Here is a 19,636-nt window from a genome sequence, read left to right on the forward strand (position 1 = left end):
GGTCAGCGCGCCTTGGCCGACAATTTCCGCAGCGTTTCGAGTGCCGCATTAAGCGCGACATCCACTTCCGGCGCGACATCCCGCTCGTCATCGGCAGGGGGCAACGCCTCGACAGCGGTCGTAATCGGCGTGACGGGATAGCCGGTCAGGCTTTCCTCGACACGGTCCATCGCATTGGCCGCATCGCGCAGGGCAACCCGCTGGGCCACGCCCTGTTCGAAACGGTCTACCAGCGACAGCAGCGAGGGCGGGCCGGGCGTTGCACTATCGGATGCCGGGGCAGCGCTCGCCACGAAGGGCGCTGTCACCGACGGGACCGGAGCCGCCACAGGCGCCGAAACAGGATTATCGCCTTGCGCCTTCGCCTCACGCTCGGCCAGCAGGCCCCGCACCCAGCTCAAATCCGAATCGCTCAGCGGCGCGGGGGAGCGGGGCAGCGGGCGGGGGCGATCCTCGCTGGTGGTATCGCGAATCGGGGAAGCGCAGGGCGGGACCGGGGGTGGCGGAGCCACATCCGGTCCCGCGTCGAGGACGGTGAGTTCGGTGACGCCCGGCAGATCACGGCTGACGACCAGCGGCGCGCGCGGCGGCGCGTCCGGATGCATGTCCCGGCGATTGCGGGCGAGAAAGTCGATGGGCACGGCCGCTTCGCGCTTGCTGCGCAAGACCGGACCGCGCGACAACGGCGCGGGATAGCTATCCAGGCCGCCGTCACCGCCACGGGCAAGGCGTGCCAGATGATGCAGTCCGAGGCTTCGCGTCCAACCCATGATGCCATTCCCTTTCATGCCCGGTCCAACACCCGCGATTCGCACCGCGCCGCCGTCGTCATCCCGGCCCGCCACGATGACCGCCGCGATGGCGGCCCCGATCAGGGCCAGAACGATCCGCACGGGCCACCCGATGGGGGGCGCCAGCACGGGCAAAAGCTCGGAAAGTCCGATGGACGCGAGGATGAGTTCGACCAGCTCGACCGGCACCGCGATCAGGCAGGTCACTGTGACCAGACCCGCAATCGTGGCGCTTTTGAGCCTGTTTCGTTCCCTGCCTTGCGCCCTGAGGCGCTGATGAACTGACATGTCCATCCCGACGCTCCCTCAGCTTTCCAGCACCCTGCCTAGCAGGCGATGGTAAACAGGTTCGTAACGCAGGATATTGGTCGCCCAGTCGCGTTCCTGCTCGACAAAGCGGCGGGCGGTGATGCGGCGGGCATCCCATCCCTCCCGCGCGGACAGCAACCCGGCGATGGCGCGGGCGGCGGCGGGCGGATCATCGGGCGGGAACAGCGTGCCGGTGTCGCCGTCGCGGATCAGCTCGCGATGACCACCCACGGATGACGCCGCAACCAGCCGCCCCTGCGCCATCGCCTCCAGCGGCTTCAGCGGCGTGACCAGTTCGGTCAGGCGCATCGCCTTGCGCGGATAGGCCAGCACGTCGATCAGGCTGTAATAGCGTTCGACCTCCTCATGCGGGACGCGGCCGACGAAATGGATGGCGTGGGCGACCGGCGACGCGGCGGCCTGCACACGCAGCGCATCTTCACGCGGACCGCCACCGACCAGGAGGAGCCGCGCCATGGGTCGTTTTGCCAACAGATGGGGCATGGCGGCGATCAGATCGTCCAGCCCCTCATAATCATAGAAGCTGCCGATGAAGCCCACTACGTCCGCCCCGTCGAGGCCGAGACGGGTGCGAAGCGCGGCATCGGGCGCGGCGGGCGATCCGAACACGCCCATGTCGACGCCATTGGGCGACACGATGATCTTGTCCCCTGCCACCCCCCGTTTGATGAGGTCGCCGCGCAACCCTTCGCAGATCACGGCCAGCGCATCGGCCCGGCGGACGGCATGGCTTTCCAGCGCGCGGGTGACGCGATAGCGAAGCGACCCCTGATGATCCGTGCCGTTGCCGACTGCGGCATCCTCCCAGAAGGCGCGGATCTCATAGAGGAAGGGGATTCGGTGCCGCCGGGCGACCGGCAAGGCGGCGAGCGCGCTCAGCACCGGCGAATGGGCGTGGATCAGGTCCGGCTGCCAGTCGCGTACAGCGGCGGCGATGCCGCGCGACAGGGCGCGAATGTCCTGCCACTCCCGGATCGGGCCGATGCGGCTGGTCGCCACGCTGGGCACGCGCCGGAACGTCAGGCCCTCCACCGTCTCCTCCGCCGGACCAGACAGGACATGGCGACCGCCCGTGATCCCCATCACCTGCCACCCGCGCGCCTGCTGCGCCTTCAGGATCGCACGGGTGCGAAAGGTATAGCCGCTGTGCAGCGGCAGGCTGTGGTCGAGGATGTGCAGGATACGGGTCATGGTCACACCTTGTGCCATCAAGGGTTTAACGTGACGTCAACCCGACCCCATTAGGCAGGGAGCGCGCATCGGCAGGGACGATGCGTGGCGAAGCGACATCGGTGAAGAGACACGGGCAAGGGACCATGAGCGAAGGGACATGATCGACAATCTGACCCTTCTTCTCAGCCATGGTCTGATCCTGCTGACCTGCTGGCGGCTGCTGTCGCGCGCCGACCTGGACACCGACCGGCCGGACCCGGATCGCGGACTTTTCCGTCCCCGCTCCGCGTCCGCGGATACCCGCCGGGACGCAGGCGATGCGTGATCTCGTCTTCATCGCCTTTCTCGCCGCCCTGTTCGGACTGGGCGCCAAGCGGCCGTTCATCCTGATCCTGACCTATGCCTATATCGACATCGTCTCACCGCAGCGGCTGACCTATTTCCTGCTCAACGCCATCCCCATCTCGCTGCTGGCCTTTGTCGCCTCCGTGGGAGCGTGGATCATCTTCGATGACAAGGCGGATACGCGGCTGTCCTCCCGGCAATTCCTGCTGGGGCTGCTGCTGCTCTATTGCGGGATCACCACGGTCAACGCCGACTTCCCGCTCGACGCCGCCGACAAGTGGAGCTGGGTTTGGAAGGCGCTGGTCTTCGCCATCTTCCTCCCCCTCACCCTGCGCACCCGGCTGCGCATCGAGGCGCTCAGCCTCGTCATGGTGCTGTCGGCCAGTGCGATCATCATCAACGGCGGGATCAAGACGGCGCTGTCGGGCGGCGGTTATGGCGTGCTGAACCTGATGGTCGACAATAATGCGGGCATGTATGAAGGCTCGATCATCTCCACGGTCGCCATCTGCATCATACCGCTGATCCTCTATCTGGCGAACTATGGCACCATCTTTCGTCCCGACTGGCGGGTAAAGCTGTTCGCCTATGGCTTCTGCCTCGCCTGCCTGCTGATCCCGATCGGCACGGAAGCGCGCACTGGCCTGATCTGCGCCGCGATCCTGGGCGGCCTGATGTTCCTGAACGTGAAGCGCAAGATGCTCTATGCGACAGGCGGCTTCATCGCCCTGCTGTGCGCCATCCCGTTCCTGCCCGCCAGCTTCACCAGCCGCATGGACACCATCTCCAACTATCAGGGCGACCAGAGCGCATCGACCCGCGTCGCCGTGTGGAAATGGACCCTCGACTATGTAAAGGAGCATCCGTTCGGTGGCGGCTTCGACGCCTATCGCTCCAACAGTTTCGAATATCAGACGGTCAAGAATGTGACCGACCAGAACGGCAATGTCACGGTCGAACGCAAGACCGTGGTGGACAAGGCCCGCGCCTATCACTCCAGCTATTTCGAGATGCTGGGCGAACAGGGCTATCTGGGCATGCTGCTCTGGCTGGTGCTGCATTTCGGCACGATGCTGCGCACCGAACAGGTGCGCCGTCGCTATCGCCACACGACCGACCCGGACAAGCTGTGGATCGCCCCCTATGCGCAGGCGATGAGCCAGGGGCACCTCATCTACATGATCGGCTCCCTGTTCGTCGGTATCGCTTTCCAGCCTTTCGTCTTCATGCTGATGGCGCTCCAGATCGGGCTGAGCACCTATGTAAAGCGGCTGGAGAAGGCTGGCGACTGGCAGCCGATGGTGACGGTGCAAAAGGGTCGGGCGATGGTGGCTGCCTGAGGAAAACTTGGGCAGATTCTTGGCATCCCGCCGTTCGTCATGAGCTTGTCGAAGGACTGCACTTTTCCTTCGAACGGAAGCCAAAGGAAAATGAACGGTCCTTCGACACCGTCACGACAAACGGGTTTCCGGCAACTCACGGACACTTCCGCCCGTTACCGACCCCCTGCAACCCCCAGCCGCTCCAGCCACGCCGCCGCCTGTTTCGGTTCCCCCGGCGCGCTAGGCGCCACCGGGCCACGCGACTTTTCGAACTCTGCATGGAGGTCAAACGGCTCCAGCCCCAGTTGATCACGCATCGCGTCAATCTCCTCGCCCAGATCGCACAGCGCCGTCACGACCGGCGCGACTTTCGCCCGCGCAGCCTTGTCCCTGCTATGATCGAACAGGCCCCAGACGCCGGCCGCGGTGCTTTGCAGCGCCGCGATCAGGGCCTCGCGATACTCCGTCTCCAGTTCCGCCCGGCGGGTGTCGAGACGTTCGAGGCGGTCGGCTCTGGCCATGGAATCAGAGGATCGACTGACCGGTCTTCGCCCAGTCGGCTTCGAACTGCGCCAATCCCTTTTCGGTCAGCACATGGTTGAACAGCGACTTGATGACGGAGGGCGGCGCGGTGATGACATCGGCACCGATCTTGGCACATTCCAGCACATGGATCGGGTGGCGCAGCGACGCGGCCAGGATTTCCGTCGAGAAATCATAATTGTCATAGATCAGGCGAATGTCCTCGATCAGCGCCAGACCGTCGAAGCCATTGTCGTCATGACGGCCGACGAAGGGCGAGATGAAGGCCGCGCCGGCCTTGGCCGCCAGCAGCGCCTGATTGGCCGAGAAGCAGAGCGTCACATTGACCTGAACACCCTCGGACGACAGCGCCTTGCAGGTCTTCAGCCCGTCGATGGTCAGCGGCACCTTAATCGCGACATTGGGCGCGATCTTGCGGAGGACGGCGGCCTCCTTCATCATCGTTTCATGGTCGAGCGCGACGACTTCGGCGGAGACGGGACCGTCCACCAGACCGCAAATCTCCTCGACCACTTCCAGGAACTTGCGCCCCGACTTGGCGATCAGCGAGGGATTGGTGGTCACGCCGTCCAGCAGGCCGGTGGCGGCCAGATCGCGAATTTCGGCGGTGTCTGCGGTGTCGACGAAGAATTTCATGGCGTGCTTCCCTGTACGGCGCCGGGCGCGCCGGTGATTCGATTGCGGCGCTATAGCGCGCAGCCGGTGCGAGCGGTAGCGCGCGGACGCGCCACCCGCTAAGGATCGGGCATGAGCCGAATTCGCGTGATTACCCTCAATGCCGCACTGGGGCCGCTCGACTATCGCCTGCCCCATGGCATGATCGCGCAGCCGGGCAGCATCGTCGTCGCGCCGCTGGGACCGCGGCAGGTGATCGGCGTGGTATGGGACGATGGCAGCTTTCCCGATACGGAGACGGTCGGCGACAATCGCCTGCGCTCGCTGCTGTCGGTGGTGGACGTGCCGCCCCTGCCCGCGCCCTTGCGCCGGTTGATCGAGTGGACAGCCGACTATTATTGCGCACCGCCCGCCGCTGTCCTGCGCATGGCCATCGCCTCCGTCTCCGCGCTGGAAGGCGCGCGATCCGTCATCGAATATCGCGCGACCGGGCGCGATCCACTGCGCAACACGCCCAAGCGGCAACAGGCCCTCGACCGCATCGGCGAGCGACAGGGGCTGGTGCGCGAACTGGCGATGATCGGCGGCGTGTCTGACGCGGTGATCCGCGGCCTCGTCAAGGATGGCGCGATCGAAGGGGTGGAGGTCAGCATGGACACGCCCTTTGCCGACCCCGACCCGGCCTTCGCCCCCGTCGACCTGTCGCCCGAACAGACGGCGGCGGCGGACCGGCTGGTCGAGTTGACGCGGGGACAGGCCTTCCACCCCCTCCTCCTCGACGGCGTCACCGGATCGGGCAAGACGGAGGTCTATTTCGAGGCGGTAGCGGAAGCGATCCGCATGGGGCGGCAGGTCGTCGTCCTCCTCCCCGAAATCGCGCTCACTGAACCCTTCCTCGGCCGCTTCGCCAAACGCTTCGGGCATGAGCCAGTGGCATGGCACAGCGGCCTGCGCCAGACCGAGCGCCGCCGGGCATGGCGCGCCATTGCCAACGGCACGGCCCGCGTCGTGGTCGGCGCGCGCTCCGCCCTGTTCCTGCCCTACGCCAACCTCGGCCTGATTATCGTGGACGAGGCGCATGAGACAAGCTTCAAGCAGGAGGATGGCGTGCGCTATCATGCCCGCGACGTGGCGGTGATGCGCGGCAAGATGGAGGGCTGCCCGGTCATCCTCGCCTCCGCCACCCCCGCTATTGAAACCCGGCATCAGGTCGCGCTGGGCCGTTATGAAGAGATCAAGCTGCCCGCCCGCTATGGCGGCGCGGTGATGCCGGAGATCATCGGCGTCAACCTGATCGAGACGCCACCCGAACGCGGCCGCTGGATCGCGCCGCCGCTGGTCAAGGCGATGGAGGAGGCGCTGGAGAGGGGTGAGCAATCTCTCCTGTTCCTCAACCGGCGCGGCTATGCACCGCTGACCCTGTGCCGCCATTGCGGGCATCGCTTCCAGTGCCCCAACTGCACGGCGTGGATGGTGGAACATCGCCTGACCCACCGCCTTGCCTGCCATCATTGCGGCCATGTCACACCGGCCCCCAAGGAATGTCCCGAATGTCATGCGGACGACAGCCTCGTCGCCTGCGGCCCCGGCGTGGAACGCATCGCGGACGAGGCCGCCGCCCTGTTCCCCACCGCCCGCACCGCCATCGTCACGTCGGACACGCTGTGGTCGCCCGCAAAAGCAGCGGAGTTCGTGCGCGACGTGACGGGCGGGGCCATCGACATCATCATCGGCACACAACTCGTCACCAAGGGCTATCATTTCCCCAACCTGACGCTGGTGGGCGTGATCGACGCCGACCTCGGCCTGGAAGGGGGCGATCTGCGCGCCTCCGAACGCACCTTCCAGCAGATCGTGCAGGTGTCGGGACGCGCGGGCCGCGGCGAGAAGCCGGGCCGCGTCTTCATCCAGACCCATATGCCCGACGCCCCGGTGCTGAAGGCGCTTCTGTCCGGCGACAGCGCACGCTTCTACGCGACGGAGACGGAGGGACGGCGCATCGCCCATGCCCCGCCCTTCGGACGCTTTGCCGCGATCATCGTGTCGGACGTGGACGCGCAGGAGGCCAAGAACAGCGCCCACCGCATCGGCAATGCGAAACCGACGGTGGACGGGGTAGAAATCTATGGCCCCGCACCGGCCCCTCTGGCGGTGCTGCGCGGTCGCCATCGCCACCGCATCCTGATCCACGCCCGGCGCCAGATCGACGTGCAAACCATGATCCGCGACTGGCTGGGCCAGGTGGAGTGGAAGGCGTCGACACGGGTGGCGGTGGACGTCGACCCCTATAGTTTCGTTTGAGAAGGGCAGTGACGCGCATGACCGGATGGACCACCGCCGACCTCCTGCCCCAAACCGGCCACTATTGCGTCATCACGGGGGCGACGGGCGGTATCGGCCTCGAAACCGCGCTGGCGCTGGCGGGGGCGGGATGCATGGTCCTGCTCACCGGGCGCGATCCGGGCAAGGGCGTACGCGCCCTCACCACCATCCGCGCAGCCCATCCCGATGCACAGGTCGCCTTTGCCCTGTGCGACGTGGCAAGCCTGTCATCCGTCAACCGCTTTGCCGACGGACTGGTCGCGGCGGGGCGGCCCCTGGACATGCTCATCAACAATGCAGGCGTGATGGCCCTGCCCCGTCGCGAACTGACCGTCGATGGGCATGAGGCGCAGTTCGGCACCAATGTCGTCGGCCATTATCGGCTGACGGCCCGGTTGATGCCGCTGCTCCGCGCCGCCGCCAGCCCGCGCGTCGTACAATTGGCCAGCCTCGCCCACTTGCGCGGTCGTATCGTCCTCGACGATCTGGATGCGGAGCAAAGCTACGACCCCTGGACCCGCTATCAGCAGTCGAAACTCGCCATGCTGCTCTTCGCGCTCGAACTGCAACGGCGCAGCGATTCGGGAGGATGGGGGGTCACCAGCCTCGCCGCCCATCCCGGCCTCGCCTCCACCAACCTGTTCCGGCGCGGTCCGAGGGAGAGCCTCTACGCCCGTCTGCGCACCGCGGTCATCGACCTGTTCTGCCAGAGCGGCGCGGCGGGAGCATGGCCGACCCTGATGGCCGCGACCGCGCCGGACGTGACGCCCGGCGGCTATTATGGCCCCACCGGCTTCATGGAGACGCGTGGCCCCGCCGGTCCTGCCCGCATTGGTCCCAACGCGCGCGACGCTGCGCTGGCCGCCCAGCTATGGGACAGGCTGGCGGCGATGACCGGCGCGGTCTGGCCGGAGGGATAGGTCACCCACCCCGTCCCCGCCGACCGGCATCGGCACAAGGACCGACCGGGGCTTCGCCATATCCTCCACCAGCGCCACGATAGGCGCGGCGACCGCCGCGAAACCCTCTCCCCCGGCGACGATCTCCGCCCGTGGGAAATGGGCGCGCAATTCCGTCTCTCCCTCACCAAAGGCGATATGGCACGGCCCCTTGTCCGTTGCCGCGACCAGCAACGAACCATGGCGGGTCGCCACCACTGTATGGCGGATAACCTCCCCCGCCCCGCCATTCCTCCACGCCGTCGGCGTCATCCCCAACCGCACGCGGGCGTCCGCATAGGCACGGCTGGGCGCTTCATAGCCGGCGCGATAGATCGCCTCTGTCACATTGCCGTCACCCGCCCGCAACCGCGCGGCAAGCCGGTCGGCACGCACCGACCGGGTGTAGGCGGCAGGGGTCAGGCCCGTATCCCGCTTAAACAAACGATGGAAATGATGCGGCGCATAGCCCGTCGCCCGCGCGATGGCGTCAAGCGACAGCCGCGCCTCACTCGCCGCGATCAGCCGCAGCGCCTCCGCCACAGCCGCACTGTCGCGCGCGGCATCGTCCGGGCGGCAGCGCAGGCAGGGCCGGTATCCCGCCGCCCGCGCCGCCGCGCCATCCGCATGGAACTCGACATTCTCACGCCGGGGCCGCCGGGCCGGGCAACTGGGCTTGCAATATATATGAGTCGTGCGCACCGCGACCACGAAAGCGCCATCGCTCCCCCGGTCTCGCGCCTGAAACGCTGCCCAGGCACCCTCTTCGTCCATCCTGGCCTCTGGCGTGGCGGCGTTCGACATCGACCTGTCCCTATGCGGCAATTGTGCGGCCCATGTGGGGATGGGAGAGGCGCGATGCATCCCGTTTCTTGCGGTCAAAACAGCGGTCGATGTTCAGTCCATCACAGCCGACAGCAGTGTCCGTAGCCCAACCTCTCCGGTCCAGTGCGCCGCCCGCCATCCCACGGCCCTTGCACCCTCCACATTCGCCATCTTGTCGTCGATGAAGAAAAGTTCGTCCGGTGCAAAACCGGTCCGACTCTCAATAGCATGAAAGAAGGCCGCGTCCGGCTTTGAGCAGCCCAGCAACGCGGCATAGTGCATCCCGTCGAAGTGCACCCCAAACCCCATCGTCGTCCACAAATATCGCGCCCGTTCATGCTCCTGCACCGTGGCGAGATGCGTCTCGATCTCCTGTTCACGCAGGGCGATCAGGTCGTCCAGCAAGAGGCGGTCCACATGCGCGTCATGGGCGAACCAGTAATCCACCAGCGTCCCGCACTCGACATGCGGCGCGACCTCCGCCAGCACCCGCGACAGTCGCGCCTGCAAGCCCGCCCGGCCATGCACGATGTCGTCCCAATGAACCGCGAAAAAATATCGTTGCAGATCCTGCACAGAAATACCCAGATCGCGTTCCAGATGGACGCTCCACCCCGCCGGATCGGGATGCCGGACGAGGACGCCGTCCACATCCACCATGATAGCCCTGGTCGTCATGGAACCCCGCCACGCCCGTTTGCTGCCAAGTTCGTTTGCCCTCAAGCCCGATTGCCCATGGTGACATATCGCGCCACCAAACAGGACGCCATCCCGAATGGAGGACATCCACCTCTCCCTTTTTTGTGTCGTTCCACCGCGCCAGCCGATATGGGTCGCGCCATGATCCTCCGTCTCGGCGCCCGCACCCTTGCCTTGCTCTCCCTCGCCCTCGTCGGTGCGGCCCAGCCCGCCCATGCCGACAGCCAGGACATCGCCGCCGCCTCGCGCAGCGTGGTGCGCGTCGCGCTGGTCGCGACCAAGGGTGACGGCGCCTATTTCGTCGGCCATGGCAGCGGCATCGTCGTCGCACCCAACAAGGTGCTGACCAACGCCCATGTCGTCGAACTGGTCCGCGACGAACCGAACATCGTGATCGGCGTCGTGCCCGCCGAGGGCAAGCGCAGCTATGGCGCGCGGATCATCGCTTTCTCGCCGGGCAACGACCTCGCCCTGCTGGAGATCAGCGGCGGCACCCTGCCCCCCGCCACCCTCTTCGCCAACGCCACGCAGGATGGACAGGGCGTGGTCGCCATCGGCTATCCCGGCAATGTCGACCGGGCGCAGGGCATGGTCCTGTCCGACATCATCCAGCCGATGACGCCCGTTAAGACGCAGGGCGCCATCTCCACCGGCCGTTCGTCGAAGCAATATGACACGGTATTGCACACCGCCCCCATGGCGGCGGGCAACAGCGGCGGCCCGCTGGTCGACCTGTGCGGGCGGGTGCTGGGCGTCAACAGCTTCGGCTCCGTGTCGGACGGCAATGACGCCGAATATGGCTTTGCCGTGTCGAACCGCGAAGTCTCCTCCTTCCTGCGGCAAGCGGGCGTCCAGCCACTGCGCACCATCATCCCCTGCCGCTCGCTCGCGGAAACCGACGCGGCAGAGAAGAACGCCACCGAAAAGGCGCGGCTGGAAGCGGACGCCCGCGCCGCCGCCGATGCCGACAGCAGCCGCGAACGGGCGATGCGCGCGCGCCAGGACGCCGAACAGTCGATCATCGTCAGCCGCGAGAATTTCATCGCGGTCGCCGCCGTCCTGCTCGCCCTAGCGCTGGTCTGCGCCGGCGGCGCGGGCATCGCAAAGGTGCAGGGCCGGCCGAAGCAGCTCCGCAATTTCGCCATCGGCGCGGCGGTGCTGCTGATCGGCGCGCTCACCGCCTTCTTCCTGCGCCCCAGCTTCAGCGAGGTGGACGACCGCGCCGCCGCCATCGTCAAGGAACTGACGGAGAAGGACCGGAACAATGACGGCGGGGCCACCGTCGTCAGCGGGGACGCGCTGGGTACGGAGAATATCTGCCGCATCGACCTCGACCGCAGCCGCGTGACGGTGTCGGACACGGCGGACGTGACGCTGGGCTGGACACGGGCGGGCTGCATCAACGGCAAGACGCAGCTTGTGCAGAATGGCGCGACATGGGGCCGCGTGCTGGTGCCTAATGACGAACCCTCCGCCGCCATCCGCACCATCGACCCCGCAACCGGCACCTATCGGTCGGAAAATTACGCGCTGGACGCCGCCACGGCGGAGGCCGCGCGCAAGGCCCGCGCCTCGGTCGATTTCGCGGGCTGCACCACCGAACCGGCGAAGCTGGAAACGCTGACCCGGCTGGAGGCGGAAATCCGCGCCCTGCTGCCCCCCGAACCCAATGAACGGCTGGTCTATCGCTGCACGCCCGGCAAGGCGCCACCTGCGCCCTGATCCCGATCAGGCGCCGCGATGGCGCAACGTCACATCGAATTGCAGGCCGACGAACAGGCTGTCCGTGGACGTGTCCAGCGGGCCAATGGAAAGCTGGTTCCAGAACGGCCGCCCGTCCTTGCGATAGTTGAGGACTTCCCCATCGAAACGCCTGCGCGCCGCCACCGCATCACGCATCGCGGCGACAGTGCGCGGGTCCGTCTCCACACCTTGCAGAAAACGGCAGTTGCGCCCCTCCGCCTCATCCGTGGTATAGCCGGTCAGGGTTGCGAAACCCCGACTGGCAAAGATGATCGGATTGTCGGGCTGCGCTGCGTCGGTAATCAACAGGCCCTGCGTCCAGCCGGGCAACCGTCCGAGATCTAGCCCCAATATCCGGGCAGCTTCCGTCTCTGACAACAAGGCGACGCCCTCCGGCTTTCCAATCGAAAAAGCCAAAGCCGAAAAACCTTGTAATGTCAAAGGCCTGTGTCACAACCATTCCCATAGTGAAACAAATTCACCGGGCCGCGGGCTGCACCCCCAACCAGTGCGACAGGCGTGGCATATGCGGCAACAGCAACCGCTCGACCAGCCACAACAGGATCAGCGACGCCGCGAACAGCGGCAGCAGCACCGCCAGCAACAGGGTTAGGGCGAGGACACCCCGCATCCGGGTCGGCATCCGGGCGACGGGCGGCGCGCCCAGAACCCCATCCGGCCTGCGCCTGCGCCACAGGATGAAACCGCTGACGACCAGCGTCACCAGCATCAGGGCGGTGAGCAGCCCGATCAACTGGTTGACCCAGCCGAACAATGCACCCTCATGCCAGGCCACGCCATAGCCGACGACCCGGTCGATGGCATGTTTGTCGGCAAAGCCTTCGCGCGAAACCTCCTGCCCCGTCGCCATGTCATAGCGCAGGGTGGCCCGCAGCGGCCGGTTCTGCGCGTCGGACCGCACCGTCCACGCCATCTCCGGCGCGGCGCCGAACCGTCCCGGTGCACCCGGCGGCACGATGACGACCGGAAAGGCGAGATGCTCCGCCTGTGCCTTCGCCACGATCTGCGCCAGCGACGGCAGCGCGATGCCGGACGCCTGCATCCGCAGCATGGCGGCATGGTCATGCTCGGCATGTATGCCGCCGCCGCTCATGTCGTGCCCGGCATGCTCTCCGCCAGACGCCGCTACACCCTCGGTCGCCGCTTTGCCCCCGGTCGTCCAATCCTGCGCACCCTGCACAAGGCCGAACTGCTGCCGCACCATGCGGAACGCATCGCCCCAGACGCCCGCCCAGGGCAGTCCCGTGACCAGCAACACCAGCGCCAGCCCCGCGACCCAGAATCCCGTCACCGCATGAATGTCCCGCCAGAAGGCCCGCCGCCCCAGATGGAGGCGTGGCCACAGCACGCCCGCCAGCCCCTTGCCGCGTGGCCACCACAGGTACAGGCCGGTCAGGATCATCACGATGGCCCAGCTTGCGGCCAGTTCGACCAGCCAGCTCCCCCGCGGCCCCAGCAGCAACTGGCCGTGAATATCATGGTCGATGGCCATGATCCGCGTTTCCGGGTCCAGACTGCCGACCACCTTTCCCTGCGGCGCCACGAACACATCCCGCATGCCGACACCGTCCGCTAGTGCGAGGTGGATCATCGCCGCGTCGCCCACCTGTTGCGGCAGGCGATAGCTGTGGAACCGGCTGCCGGGAAAGGCGGCCAGCGCCGCATCCACCTGTGCATTGGGCGAGCCTGCCCGGTCGATGGGCAGGCTCTGGAAGGCCCGCTCTTCCCACCGTTCCACCTGCGGCTTGAACAGGTAGAGCGCGCCCGTCACCGACAGAACCAGCATCAGCGGCATGACCATCAGCCCGGCATAGAAGTGCCAGCGCCACAGTGTCCGGTACAGGGTGGCGTTGGCTTGGGTCACAGCGCGGGTCACAGCTTCCACTCCGCTTCGATCAGGAAATTGCGCTGTGGGTAGGGATGGAACACCCAGGCCCGATCATTGGTGATATTGTTCACGCCCGCCGAAAGCCGCATGGCGTCCGTCACTTGCCATCCCAGCTTGGCATCCAGCGCGAACAGCTCGGACGTATAGCCATAGGTGTCACCCCGTTGCAGCCCGAACAGGTCAGTGTTGGGACGGCTGGCGTAGCGCAGGCCGATGCTGCCCAGCACGCCGGACCCAAAGTCCTGCCGGATGGTGCCGTTGATCCGCCAGCGCGGGATACGTGGGAAAAAGACACCCTCCGCCGCCGGGGCAGGGTCATTACGCAGCGTGCGCGAATCGAGCCACGCCACATTGCCTTCCAACGCCATGCCCCTCACCGGCCAGTTGCGCGACTCGGCGATTCCCTCGAATCCATATTGCCGCGTTTGGTTGATGTTCTTGTAATTGGAGACGAGCACCTGGTTCTGGTTGACACCACTGAATGAGAAGATCGCGTTCGTCACCCGCTGGTAGAAAGCGGAGACCGTCAGCCGCACCGGCCCGAATTTCCGCGAGGCAAGCAGGTTCACGTCTTGGCTTCGCTCGGCCTTCAGATTGGGGTCGAAACTTTGCAGGTTCACCGTCTGGTCCGCCAGCAACGCCGCCTGGAACAACTCCCCCACGGTCGGGAAACGGGTCGCCGTCGCAAGGCTGAACTGCACCCGCACATCTGACGGCAAATCCCATTGCATCGACAGCTTGGGATCGAGCGTCGCCTCCTGCCGCGCGGCATAGCGAAGCCTGTCCGCCACCGACATCAGGCCGCCATCATAGGCTCGCCAATTCTCATAACGTGCGCCCGCCGTCAGGCTGAAGGTCGGCGATATATGCGCCACCGCCTCGACCCAGCCGGCGAGTGTGCGGGTCTTGCCAAAGCTGCGCGTGTTCGGCGTCGCCCCGGCCTTGCTCTGCCAGTTGGTCAGGTTCAGGATGCGGCTATCGGTACGGTAGAAGGCGCCGGACAGACCGAACGCAAGATCGACTGCCCCCGCCTGCCCCTCGACGCTCGCGTCTCCGGTGATCCAGCCGGTCGGCCCCGCCTCCGTTACGCGACCCGCACCATTGGCAAGGCCCGCCGCATAACCGCTGGACTGATAGGCGTCGGAACGGAGTATCTGGTAGGTGGAGACCGACAGGCGCGCCGTCCAGTCGTCCGCCGCCGGCACCGCCAGCTTGCCACCGACGAGCAGTTCGTCCCGCACGGTGCGGGAGAAATTGGCGCCGCTCAGCGTATAATTCACCTCGTTGACGCTGACATTGCCGTCACACACCGCCTGCCCCATTCCATCGCGCAAATAGCAGTCGGGCGCATATTGATTATCGATATTGTGCCAATAGGCGGCGAGTAACTGGCCGCTGATCGCGCCATCGTCATAGCCGATCTTCAGCTTGGCCTGATCTTGCGTCACGGCGGCGGGCGACTGGGCCGCGAATATCTGCGCCGGACCGGCGGCGTTCGTGGCTGGCTGCCGGGGATCGACCACGACGCCCGTGACGGGGGTCACCGCACCGCCGGCATATTTGCCAAGACCGAGGAACGTCATCGGATGGCCGTCATTGCGGAAATGGCGGCCCGACAGGCGCAGCGACCATGGCCCGTCCTTCTGCCGGAACCCCATGCCCGCCTCACCCGACCAACCCCAATAAGTCGCCTTCGTCCCGAACTGGGCATAGGGCTGGCTGAGCGATTGCACCCGGCCGAATGCCTCCGTCCCCTCTGGATCGCGGGTCGTGATATTGACAATGCCGCCCATGCTGTTGCCCGCATAGCGCGCCGAATAGGGGCCATAGACGATGTCGAACTGGCGCACCTCGCCCGGCCCGACCACGCCCCATTTGGGGGCGAAGGCAAAGCTGTTGCCGAGAAAGTTGGAGACGGTGAAACCATCCACCATCACCAGCCCGCGCGCGCTCTGGATACTGTGCGTACCGCGAAAACCGGGCACGCCGTTGCTGTCGCCGGGGAAACGAGTGCGCACGAAAAAGTTCGGCGCATATTTCATCAGATCTTCGGTGTTGGTGGCGTTGACGCCCGCAAATTGCTCTTCGCCCAGGCTGACGGAAAGGCCTCGCGGGGCGATTTCGATGGGGTGCTGCTGCTGCCCGACGACGATGATACCAGGGTCGGCATCCCCCTCCTCTGCATGGGCGATGGCGGTGCAGGACAGGACGGAACCGCACAGCAAGACTGCGCGCGAAACGATCGAAAAACGCATGAATACAACCTTGAATGAAGAAGGCCGCGCATAGCAATGCGCTGGCCAAGAGGGCTTCAGTCGAAGGCTGAGGGCGGTCCAGAGGCAGGCGGCGGCGGCGCCGCAAGACGCGCGATCCAGCCGGCCTTGAGCGCGAACGCGATCGGGCCGGTCGGCAGATGCCAGCTTGGCAGATTGGCCACGGCAGGTTGCGACGGCAACGTGGGGAGCGAGGGCACCCCTGCAAAGGGGCAATGATCGTTGGTGGCCGCGCCGTTATCGGGGTGGCCATTCCCGGCCTTGTCCGCGATCCGGCTTTCAGCCGCACTATCCCGCGCGACCATCACCTTGACCGCACCCTGTCCGGTACAGAGCGTCACCATCACACCCTTGCTCGTCACCACCGGCATGAAACCGCTAGGCGCAAGCAGTCGGGTCAGCAGGACGAGTGCCACCAGCGCGCAAAACAGCGCCCGCAAAGCGGATTGATGGCGAAGTGCCCCCGTCATGGCGCTGCCGTCTAAGAGCATTACACTCGCTTGTCACCTGGACAAAAAGTCGCACGCTTTCCGCAGCCAAGAGGCCTTAGCGATGACGCAGCCCCGGATTATCGTCCTCCAGCCGGACGCGCAGACTGTTCTACTGCAACGCCAGCCAGAAATATTCACCGACCAGCATGGGAAATTCCATCAGCTGCTTCTCGTTCCACGTGCGGGCCAGCGCATCCCACCTCGCATCCGACAGCGCCTGATCGCCTAGTAACTCCTCAACCCCTCGCAGTATCGCCCGATCATGATCGCTACAGCCCCGCGGAAGAGGCTTGCGTCACCCGCTCGCTCCTCCTCCGCTTCGGCCAAGCCATAATGTTTTCCGACTCCCGAATCCATTTGGCCATGACTGTAGGTTCGCACAGTTACATCACAGCTTGGCTACTCTCGCGTCAGTTCGGAGTCTTCTTGCGGATCAGGTAGCGATAGACACCCACCGCGTTGATCGCCAGCAAGGCGACATTCTGCCAACCAATCCCCTCACTGTCGGGTTGCAAGAAGCCCCAGGCGATCAGCGCTATGCTGCTGGTCACGAACAGCACGAAGCCCCAGCCGGTGATGCCTCGCCCCAAATCCAGCGCAACGATAAGCGCGGCGAGCGTCGCCACTGCTGCCCCATAATATTGCAAAGCGTCGAGCATGACCTGTTCCCGGCCCGGCATTGGACCAGAATCACAACGACCCGGCCCGGATGGAAGTTGCGCCTCGCCCGCTTGTGCCCCCGCGCCGGAACGCCTAGGTTGGCGGCATGGCACGAGCCGCGCACAGTCATCATCATCACATCGAACCCGCCGGCGACGATCTGACCACCGCTGCGCGCGCCGCGCTGGAGGCACGAGGCGAGCAGTGGACTGAGATGCGCGCTGCCATCTTCGAGGTGCTGGCCGCCGAACAGGACCGGCCCAGTTCCGCCTACGACATTGCCGACAAGCTGTCTCGCGCCCGCGACAAGCGCGTCGCACCCAATAGCGTCTATCGCATCCTGGACCTGTTTGTAGCCAGCAACCTGGCGTTGCGGATCGAAAGCGCCAATGCGTTCGTTGTTAACGCGCACCCTGGCTGCCGCCACGACTGTATCTTTCTGGTGTGTAAGGGTTGTGGGGAAACGACGCATGTCGACGATGACGCACTCACCACCAATGTTCGCGCCATGGCGGAACGGGAAGGCTTTCTTGCAGAGCGCCCGGTCATCGAAATTCTGGGCCGCTGCGCCAAATGCGGCGCACAGTCCGTTCAGGATTAAGCCCCCGTTAGACTTGCGCGCCAAGGCTGCTAAGGGAACGTCATGACCGACCCGAACGCGACTCCCCTTCTGGACACCGTGACCCTCCCTGCCGACCTGCGCACCCTTGCGCCCGCGCAGTTGCCGCAACTGGCGGACGAGCTGCGGCAGGAGACGATTGCGGCGGTGGGATGCACCGGCGGCCATCTTGGTTCCGGCCTCGGCGTGGTCGAATTGACCGTGGCGATCCATTATGTGTTCAACACACCCGACGACAAACTGATCTGGGACGTCGGCCATCAATGCTATCCGCACAAGATACTAACTGGCAGGCGGGACCGCATCCGCACCTTGCGGCAGGCCGGCGGCCTGTCCGGCTTCACCAAACGGTCAGAGAGCGAATATGACCCGTTCGGTGCAGCCCATAGCTCGACCAGCATTTCCGCCGCATTGGGCTTTGCGGTCGCCAACAAGCTGGCGGGCACGCCGGGCAAGGGCATAGCGGTCATCGGCGATGGCGCCATGTCGGCGGGCATGGCCTATGAGGCGATGAACAATGCTGAGGCGGCGGGCAATCGTCTCGTCGTCATCCTCAACGACAATGACATGTCGATCGCACCGCCAGTCGGCGGCCTTTCCGCCTATCTTTCGCGTATCGTGTCCAGCAGGGAGTTTCTGGGCCTGCGTGACCTTGCCAAGCGCGTCGCACGCAAATTGCCCCGTCCCCTGCATAATGCAGCCAAGAAGACGGATGAGTTCGCACGCGGCATGGCAATGGGCGGGACATTGTTCGAGGAGCTGGGCTTCTACTATGTCGGTCCCATCGACGGCCATAATCTCGACCAGCTTATCCCGGTGCTGGAAAATGTGCGTGATAACGCGGAAGGGCCTGTTCTGGTCCATGTCGTCACGCAAAAGGGCAAGGGCTATGCCCCAGCCGAAGCCGCCGCCGACAAATATCATGGCGTCCAGAAATTTGACGTCATCACCGGCGAGCAAGCAAAGGCCCCTCCCGGCCCACCGCAATACCAGAATGTATTCGGCGAGACGCTGGCCACGCTGGCGCAGACGGACGAACGCATAGTCGCCATCACTGCAGCCATGCCGTCCGGCACCGGGGTCGATAAATTCGCCAAGGCGCACCCCACTCGCACCTTCGACGTCGGTATCGCGGAACAACATGCGGTAACGTTCGCCGCAGGCCTCGCCGCGCAGGGGATGCGGCCTTTCTGCGCTATTTATTCCACTTTTCTGCAACGCGCCTATGATCAGGTCGTGCACGACGTTGCGATCCAGAACCTCCCCGTACGCTTCGCCATCGATAGGGCCGGACTGGTTGGCGCAGACGGCAGCACCCATGCGGGCAGCTTCGACATCACCTATCTCGCCACCCTTCCCAATATGGTGGTGATGGCGCCGGCGGACGAAGCCGAACTGGTGCACATGACCTATACCGCCGCCGAACATGACAGCGGCCCCATCGCCCTGCGCTATCCGCGTGGCAACGGCGTGGGCGTGCCACTGCCCTCCACGCCGGAGAGACTGGAGATCGGCAAGGGTCGCGTGGTGCGAGAAGGCAAGAAGGTCGCTATCCTGTCGCTCGGCACACGTCTGGCGGAAGCATTAAAGGCCGCCGACATTCTGGATGCAAAGGGCCTGCCCACAAGCGTGATCGACCTGCGTTTCGCAAAACCGCTGGACGAGGCGTTAATCAAGCGCGCTATGGCTAGCCATGACGTGTGCGTAACCATTGAGGAAGGCGCCGTCGGTGGCCTTGGCGCCCATGTGCTGACCCTAGCCAGCGACGAAGGTCTGATCGACGCGGGTTTGAAACTGCGCACGATGCGCCTGCCTGACCTGTTTCAGGATCAGGACAAGCCGGAGAAACAATATGCCGACGCCGGGCTGGACGCGGCGGGAATCGTCGATGTGGTGCTCAAGGCACTGCGGCACAACAGCGTGGGCGTGGAGGAAGCGGGTGCAAGGGCGTGACAGGGACTGCTCCCATCAGCAATAACTTGGCCGTTCGAAGCGTGGCGCTCACGAAGCGAATCGCGGACACGCTGAAAGTCCGGGC

General features: G+C 65.4%; 18 protein-coding genes. 7 read left to right on the top strand and 11 right to left on the bottom strand.

The window, feature by feature from the left end:
• Positions 1–2 precede the first annotated feature (2 nt).
• On the bottom strand, positions 3–1,079 hold the full coding sequence (locus LWE61_RS14260) for a hypothetical protein (RefSeq protein ID WP_234151306.1): 1,077 nt from the start codon (positions 1,077–1,079) through the stop codon (positions 3–5).
• A gap of 18 nt (positions 1,080–1,097) precedes the next feature.
• Positions 1,098–2,312, bottom strand: coding sequence for a TIGR04063 family PEP-CTERM/XrtA system glycosyltransferase (locus tag LWE61_RS14265; RefSeq protein ID WP_234151307.1), 1,215 nt, complete (start codon positions 2,310–2,312; stop codon positions 1,098–1,100).
• Positions 2,313–2,451: 139 nt separating this feature from the next.
• On the opposite strand from LWE61_RS14265, the gene LWE61_RS14270 reads away from it, so the two are divergent.
• Both LWE61_RS14270 and LWE61_RS14275 read left to right on the top strand, forming a co-directional pair.
• Positions 2,452–2,619 (top strand): hypothetical protein, encoded by a 168-nt coding sequence (locus tag LWE61_RS14270; protein ID WP_234151308.1) that lies wholly within the window; start codon positions 2,452–2,454, stop codon positions 2,617–2,619.
• Positions 2,612–3,979 (top strand): putative O-glycosylation ligase, exosortase A system-associated, encoded by a 1,368-nt coding sequence (locus tag LWE61_RS14275; RefSeq protein ID WP_234151309.1) that lies wholly within the window; start codon positions 2,612–2,614, stop codon positions 3,977–3,979. The genes LWE61_RS14270 and LWE61_RS14275 overlap by 8 nt, the downstream gene beginning before the upstream one ends.
• A 155-nt stretch (positions 3,980–4,134) precedes the next feature.
• Here LWE61_RS14275 and LWE61_RS14280 read toward each other — a convergent pair whose 3' ends face one another.
• Positions 4,135–4,482: a hypothetical protein gene (locus tag LWE61_RS14280; RefSeq protein WP_234151310.1), complete on the bottom strand. Its 348-nt coding sequence runs from the start codon at positions 4,480–4,482 to the stop codon at positions 4,135–4,137.
• 4 nt (positions 4,483–4,486) lie between these two features.
• Complete coding sequence (fsa, locus tag LWE61_RS14285) at positions 4,487–5,140, bottom strand: fructose-6-phosphate aldolase (RefSeq protein WP_234151311.1); 654 nt, start codon at positions 5,138–5,140, stop codon at positions 4,487–4,489.
• Positions 5,141–5,251: 111 nt separating this feature from the next.
• Between fsa and LWE61_RS14290 the strand changes: the two genes are divergently transcribed.
• Positions 5,252–7,420 (top strand): primosomal protein N', encoded by a 2,169-nt coding sequence (locus tag LWE61_RS14290; RefSeq protein ID WP_234151312.1) that lies wholly within the window; start codon positions 5,252–5,254, stop codon positions 7,418–7,420.
• Between the two features lie 17 nt (positions 7,421–7,437).
• Positions 7,438–8,361, top strand: coding sequence for an SDR family oxidoreductase (locus LWE61_RS14295; RefSeq protein WP_234151313.1), 924 nt, complete (start codon positions 7,438–7,440; stop codon positions 8,359–8,361).
• On the opposite strand, the gene LWE61_RS14300 is transcribed toward LWE61_RS14295, so the two are convergent.
• Together LWE61_RS14300 and LWE61_RS14305 are read right to left on the bottom strand one after the other, a co-directional pair.
• Positions 8,311–9,183, bottom strand: coding sequence for a bifunctional transcriptional activator/DNA repair enzyme AdaA (locus LWE61_RS14300; protein WP_234151314.1), 873 nt, complete (start codon positions 9,181–9,183; stop codon positions 8,311–8,313). The two genes, LWE61_RS14295 and LWE61_RS14300, sit on opposite strands and share 51 nt — an antisense overlap.
• Before the next feature lie 93 nt (positions 9,184–9,276).
• A complete protein-coding gene (locus tag LWE61_RS14305) occupies positions 9,277–9,882 on the bottom strand; it encodes an HAD-IA family hydrolase (RefSeq protein WP_234151315.1) in 606 nt (201 codons plus the stop codon).
• Between the two features lie 162 nt (positions 9,883–10,044).
• Between LWE61_RS14305 and LWE61_RS14310 the strand changes: the two genes are divergently transcribed.
• Positions 10,045–11,625 carry a S1C family serine protease gene (locus LWE61_RS14310; RefSeq protein WP_234151316.1) on the top strand — a complete coding sequence of 527 codons (1,581 nt, stop codon included), beginning with the start codon at positions 10,045–10,047 and terminating at the stop codon, positions 11,623–11,625.
• A 6-nt stretch (positions 11,626–11,631) separates the two neighbouring features.
• Here the strand turns inward: LWE61_RS14310 and LWE61_RS14315 are convergent, their stop codons facing one another.
• The 5 genes from LWE61_RS14315 to LWE61_RS14335 all read right to left on the bottom strand — a co-directional run bounded on the left by LWE61_RS14315 (position 11,632) and on the right by LWE61_RS14335 (position 16,978).
• Positions 11,632–12,063, bottom strand: coding sequence for a PAS domain-containing protein (locus LWE61_RS14315; protein ID WP_234151317.1), 432 nt, complete (start codon positions 12,061–12,063; stop codon positions 11,632–11,634).
• Positions 12,064–12,124: 61 nt separating this feature from the next.
• Complete coding sequence (locus LWE61_RS14320) at positions 12,125–13,543, bottom strand: PepSY-associated TM helix domain-containing protein (RefSeq protein WP_234151318.1); 1,419 nt, start codon at positions 13,541–13,543, stop codon at positions 12,125–12,127.
• Entirely contained in the window at positions 13,540–15,810 is a 2,271-nt protein-coding gene (locus tag LWE61_RS14325) for a TonB-dependent receptor (protein WP_234151319.1), read from the bottom strand. Before LWE61_RS14325 ends, LWE61_RS14320 begins: the two co-directional genes overlap by 4 nt.
• A 56-nt stretch (positions 15,811–15,866) precedes the next feature.
• On the bottom strand, positions 15,867–16,298 hold the full coding sequence (locus tag LWE61_RS14330) for a DUF2946 family protein (RefSeq protein ID WP_234151320.1): 432 nt from the start codon (positions 16,296–16,298) through the stop codon (positions 15,867–15,869).
• Between the two features lie 431 nt (positions 16,299–16,729).
• Positions 16,730–16,978, bottom strand: coding sequence for a hypothetical protein (locus tag LWE61_RS14335; protein ID WP_234151321.1), 249 nt, complete (start codon positions 16,976–16,978; stop codon positions 16,730–16,732).
• A 107-nt stretch (positions 16,979–17,085) separates the two neighbouring features.
• Here LWE61_RS14335 and LWE61_RS14340 point away from each other — a divergent pair, with 107 nt between their 5' ends.
• On the top strand, positions 17,086–17,580 hold the full coding sequence (locus LWE61_RS14340) for a Fur family transcriptional regulator (protein ID WP_234151322.1): 495 nt from the start codon (positions 17,086–17,088) through the stop codon (positions 17,578–17,580).
• 42 nt (positions 17,581–17,622) lie between these two features.
• Complete coding sequence (gene dxs / locus LWE61_RS14345) at positions 17,623–19,551, top strand: 1-deoxy-D-xylulose-5-phosphate synthase (protein WP_234151323.1); 1,929 nt, start codon at positions 17,623–17,625, stop codon at positions 19,549–19,551.
• Positions 19,552–19,636: the final 85 nt, after the last annotated feature.

Origin of the sequence: Sphingobium sufflavum (assembly GCF_021403115.1) — a bacterium.
GTDB lineage: Bacteria > Pseudomonadota > Alphaproteobacteria > Sphingomonadales > Sphingomonadaceae > Sphingobium > Sphingobium sufflavum.

What these genes read in the sequence shown, in the direction of transcription:
- fsa (WP_234151311.1), bottom strand. Translation starts at nt 5,140, where the DNA reads ATGAAATTCTTCGTCGACACCGCAGACACCGCCGAAATTCGCGATCTG.
- LWE61_RS14340 (WP_234151322.1), top strand. Translation starts at nt 17,086, where the DNA reads ATGGCACGAGCCGCGCACAGTCATCATCATCACATCGAACCCGCCGGC.
- LWE61_RS14310 (WP_234151316.1), top strand. Translation starts at nt 10,045, where the DNA reads ATGATCCTCCGTCTCGGCGCCCGCACCCTTGCCTTGCTCTCCCTCGCC.
- dxs (WP_234151323.1), top strand. Translation starts at nt 17,623, where the DNA reads ATGACCGACCCGAACGCGACTCCCCTTCTGGACACCGTGACCCTCCCT.
- LWE61_RS14305 (WP_234151315.1), bottom strand. Translation starts at nt 9,882, where the DNA reads ATGACGACCAGGGCTATCATGGTGGATGTGGACGGCGTCCTCGTCCGG.
- LWE61_RS14330 (WP_234151320.1), bottom strand. Translation starts at nt 16,298, where the DNA reads ATGACGGGGGCACTTCGCCATCAATCCGCTTTGCGGGCGCTGTTTTGC.
- LWE61_RS14300 (WP_234151314.1), bottom strand. Translation starts at nt 9,183, where the DNA reads ATGTCGAACGCCGCCACGCCAGAGGCCAGGATGGACGAAGAGGGTGCC.
- LWE61_RS14290 (WP_234151312.1), top strand. Translation starts at nt 5,252, where the DNA reads ATGAGCCGAATTCGCGTGATTACCCTCAATGCCGCACTGGGGCCGCTC.
- LWE61_RS14335 (WP_234151321.1), bottom strand. Translation starts at nt 16,978, where the DNA reads ATGCTCGACGCTTTGCAATATTATGGGGCAGCAGTGGCGACGCTCGCC.
- LWE61_RS14280 (WP_234151310.1), bottom strand. Translation starts at nt 4,482, where the DNA reads ATGGCCAGAGCCGACCGCCTCGAACGTCTCGACACCCGCCGGGCGGAA.
- LWE61_RS14270 (WP_234151308.1), top strand. Translation starts at nt 2,452, where the DNA reads ATGATCGACAATCTGACCCTTCTTCTCAGCCATGGTCTGATCCTGCTG.
- LWE61_RS14265 (WP_234151307.1), bottom strand. Translation starts at nt 2,312, where the DNA reads ATGACCCGTATCCTGCACATCCTCGACCACAGCCTGCCGCTGCACAGC.
- LWE61_RS14275 (WP_234151309.1), top strand. Translation starts at nt 2,612, where the DNA reads ATGCGTGATCTCGTCTTCATCGCCTTTCTCGCCGCCCTGTTCGGACTG.
- LWE61_RS14260 (WP_234151306.1), bottom strand. Translation starts at nt 1,079, where the DNA reads ATGTCAGTTCATCAGCGCCTCAGGGCGCAAGGCAGGGAACGAAACAGG.
- LWE61_RS14295 (WP_234151313.1), top strand. Translation starts at nt 7,438, where the DNA reads ATGACCGGATGGACCACCGCCGACCTCCTGCCCCAAACCGGCCACTAT.
- LWE61_RS14325 (WP_234151319.1), bottom strand. Translation starts at nt 15,810, where the DNA reads ATGCGTTTTTCGATCGTTTCGCGCGCAGTCTTGCTGTGCGGTTCCGTC.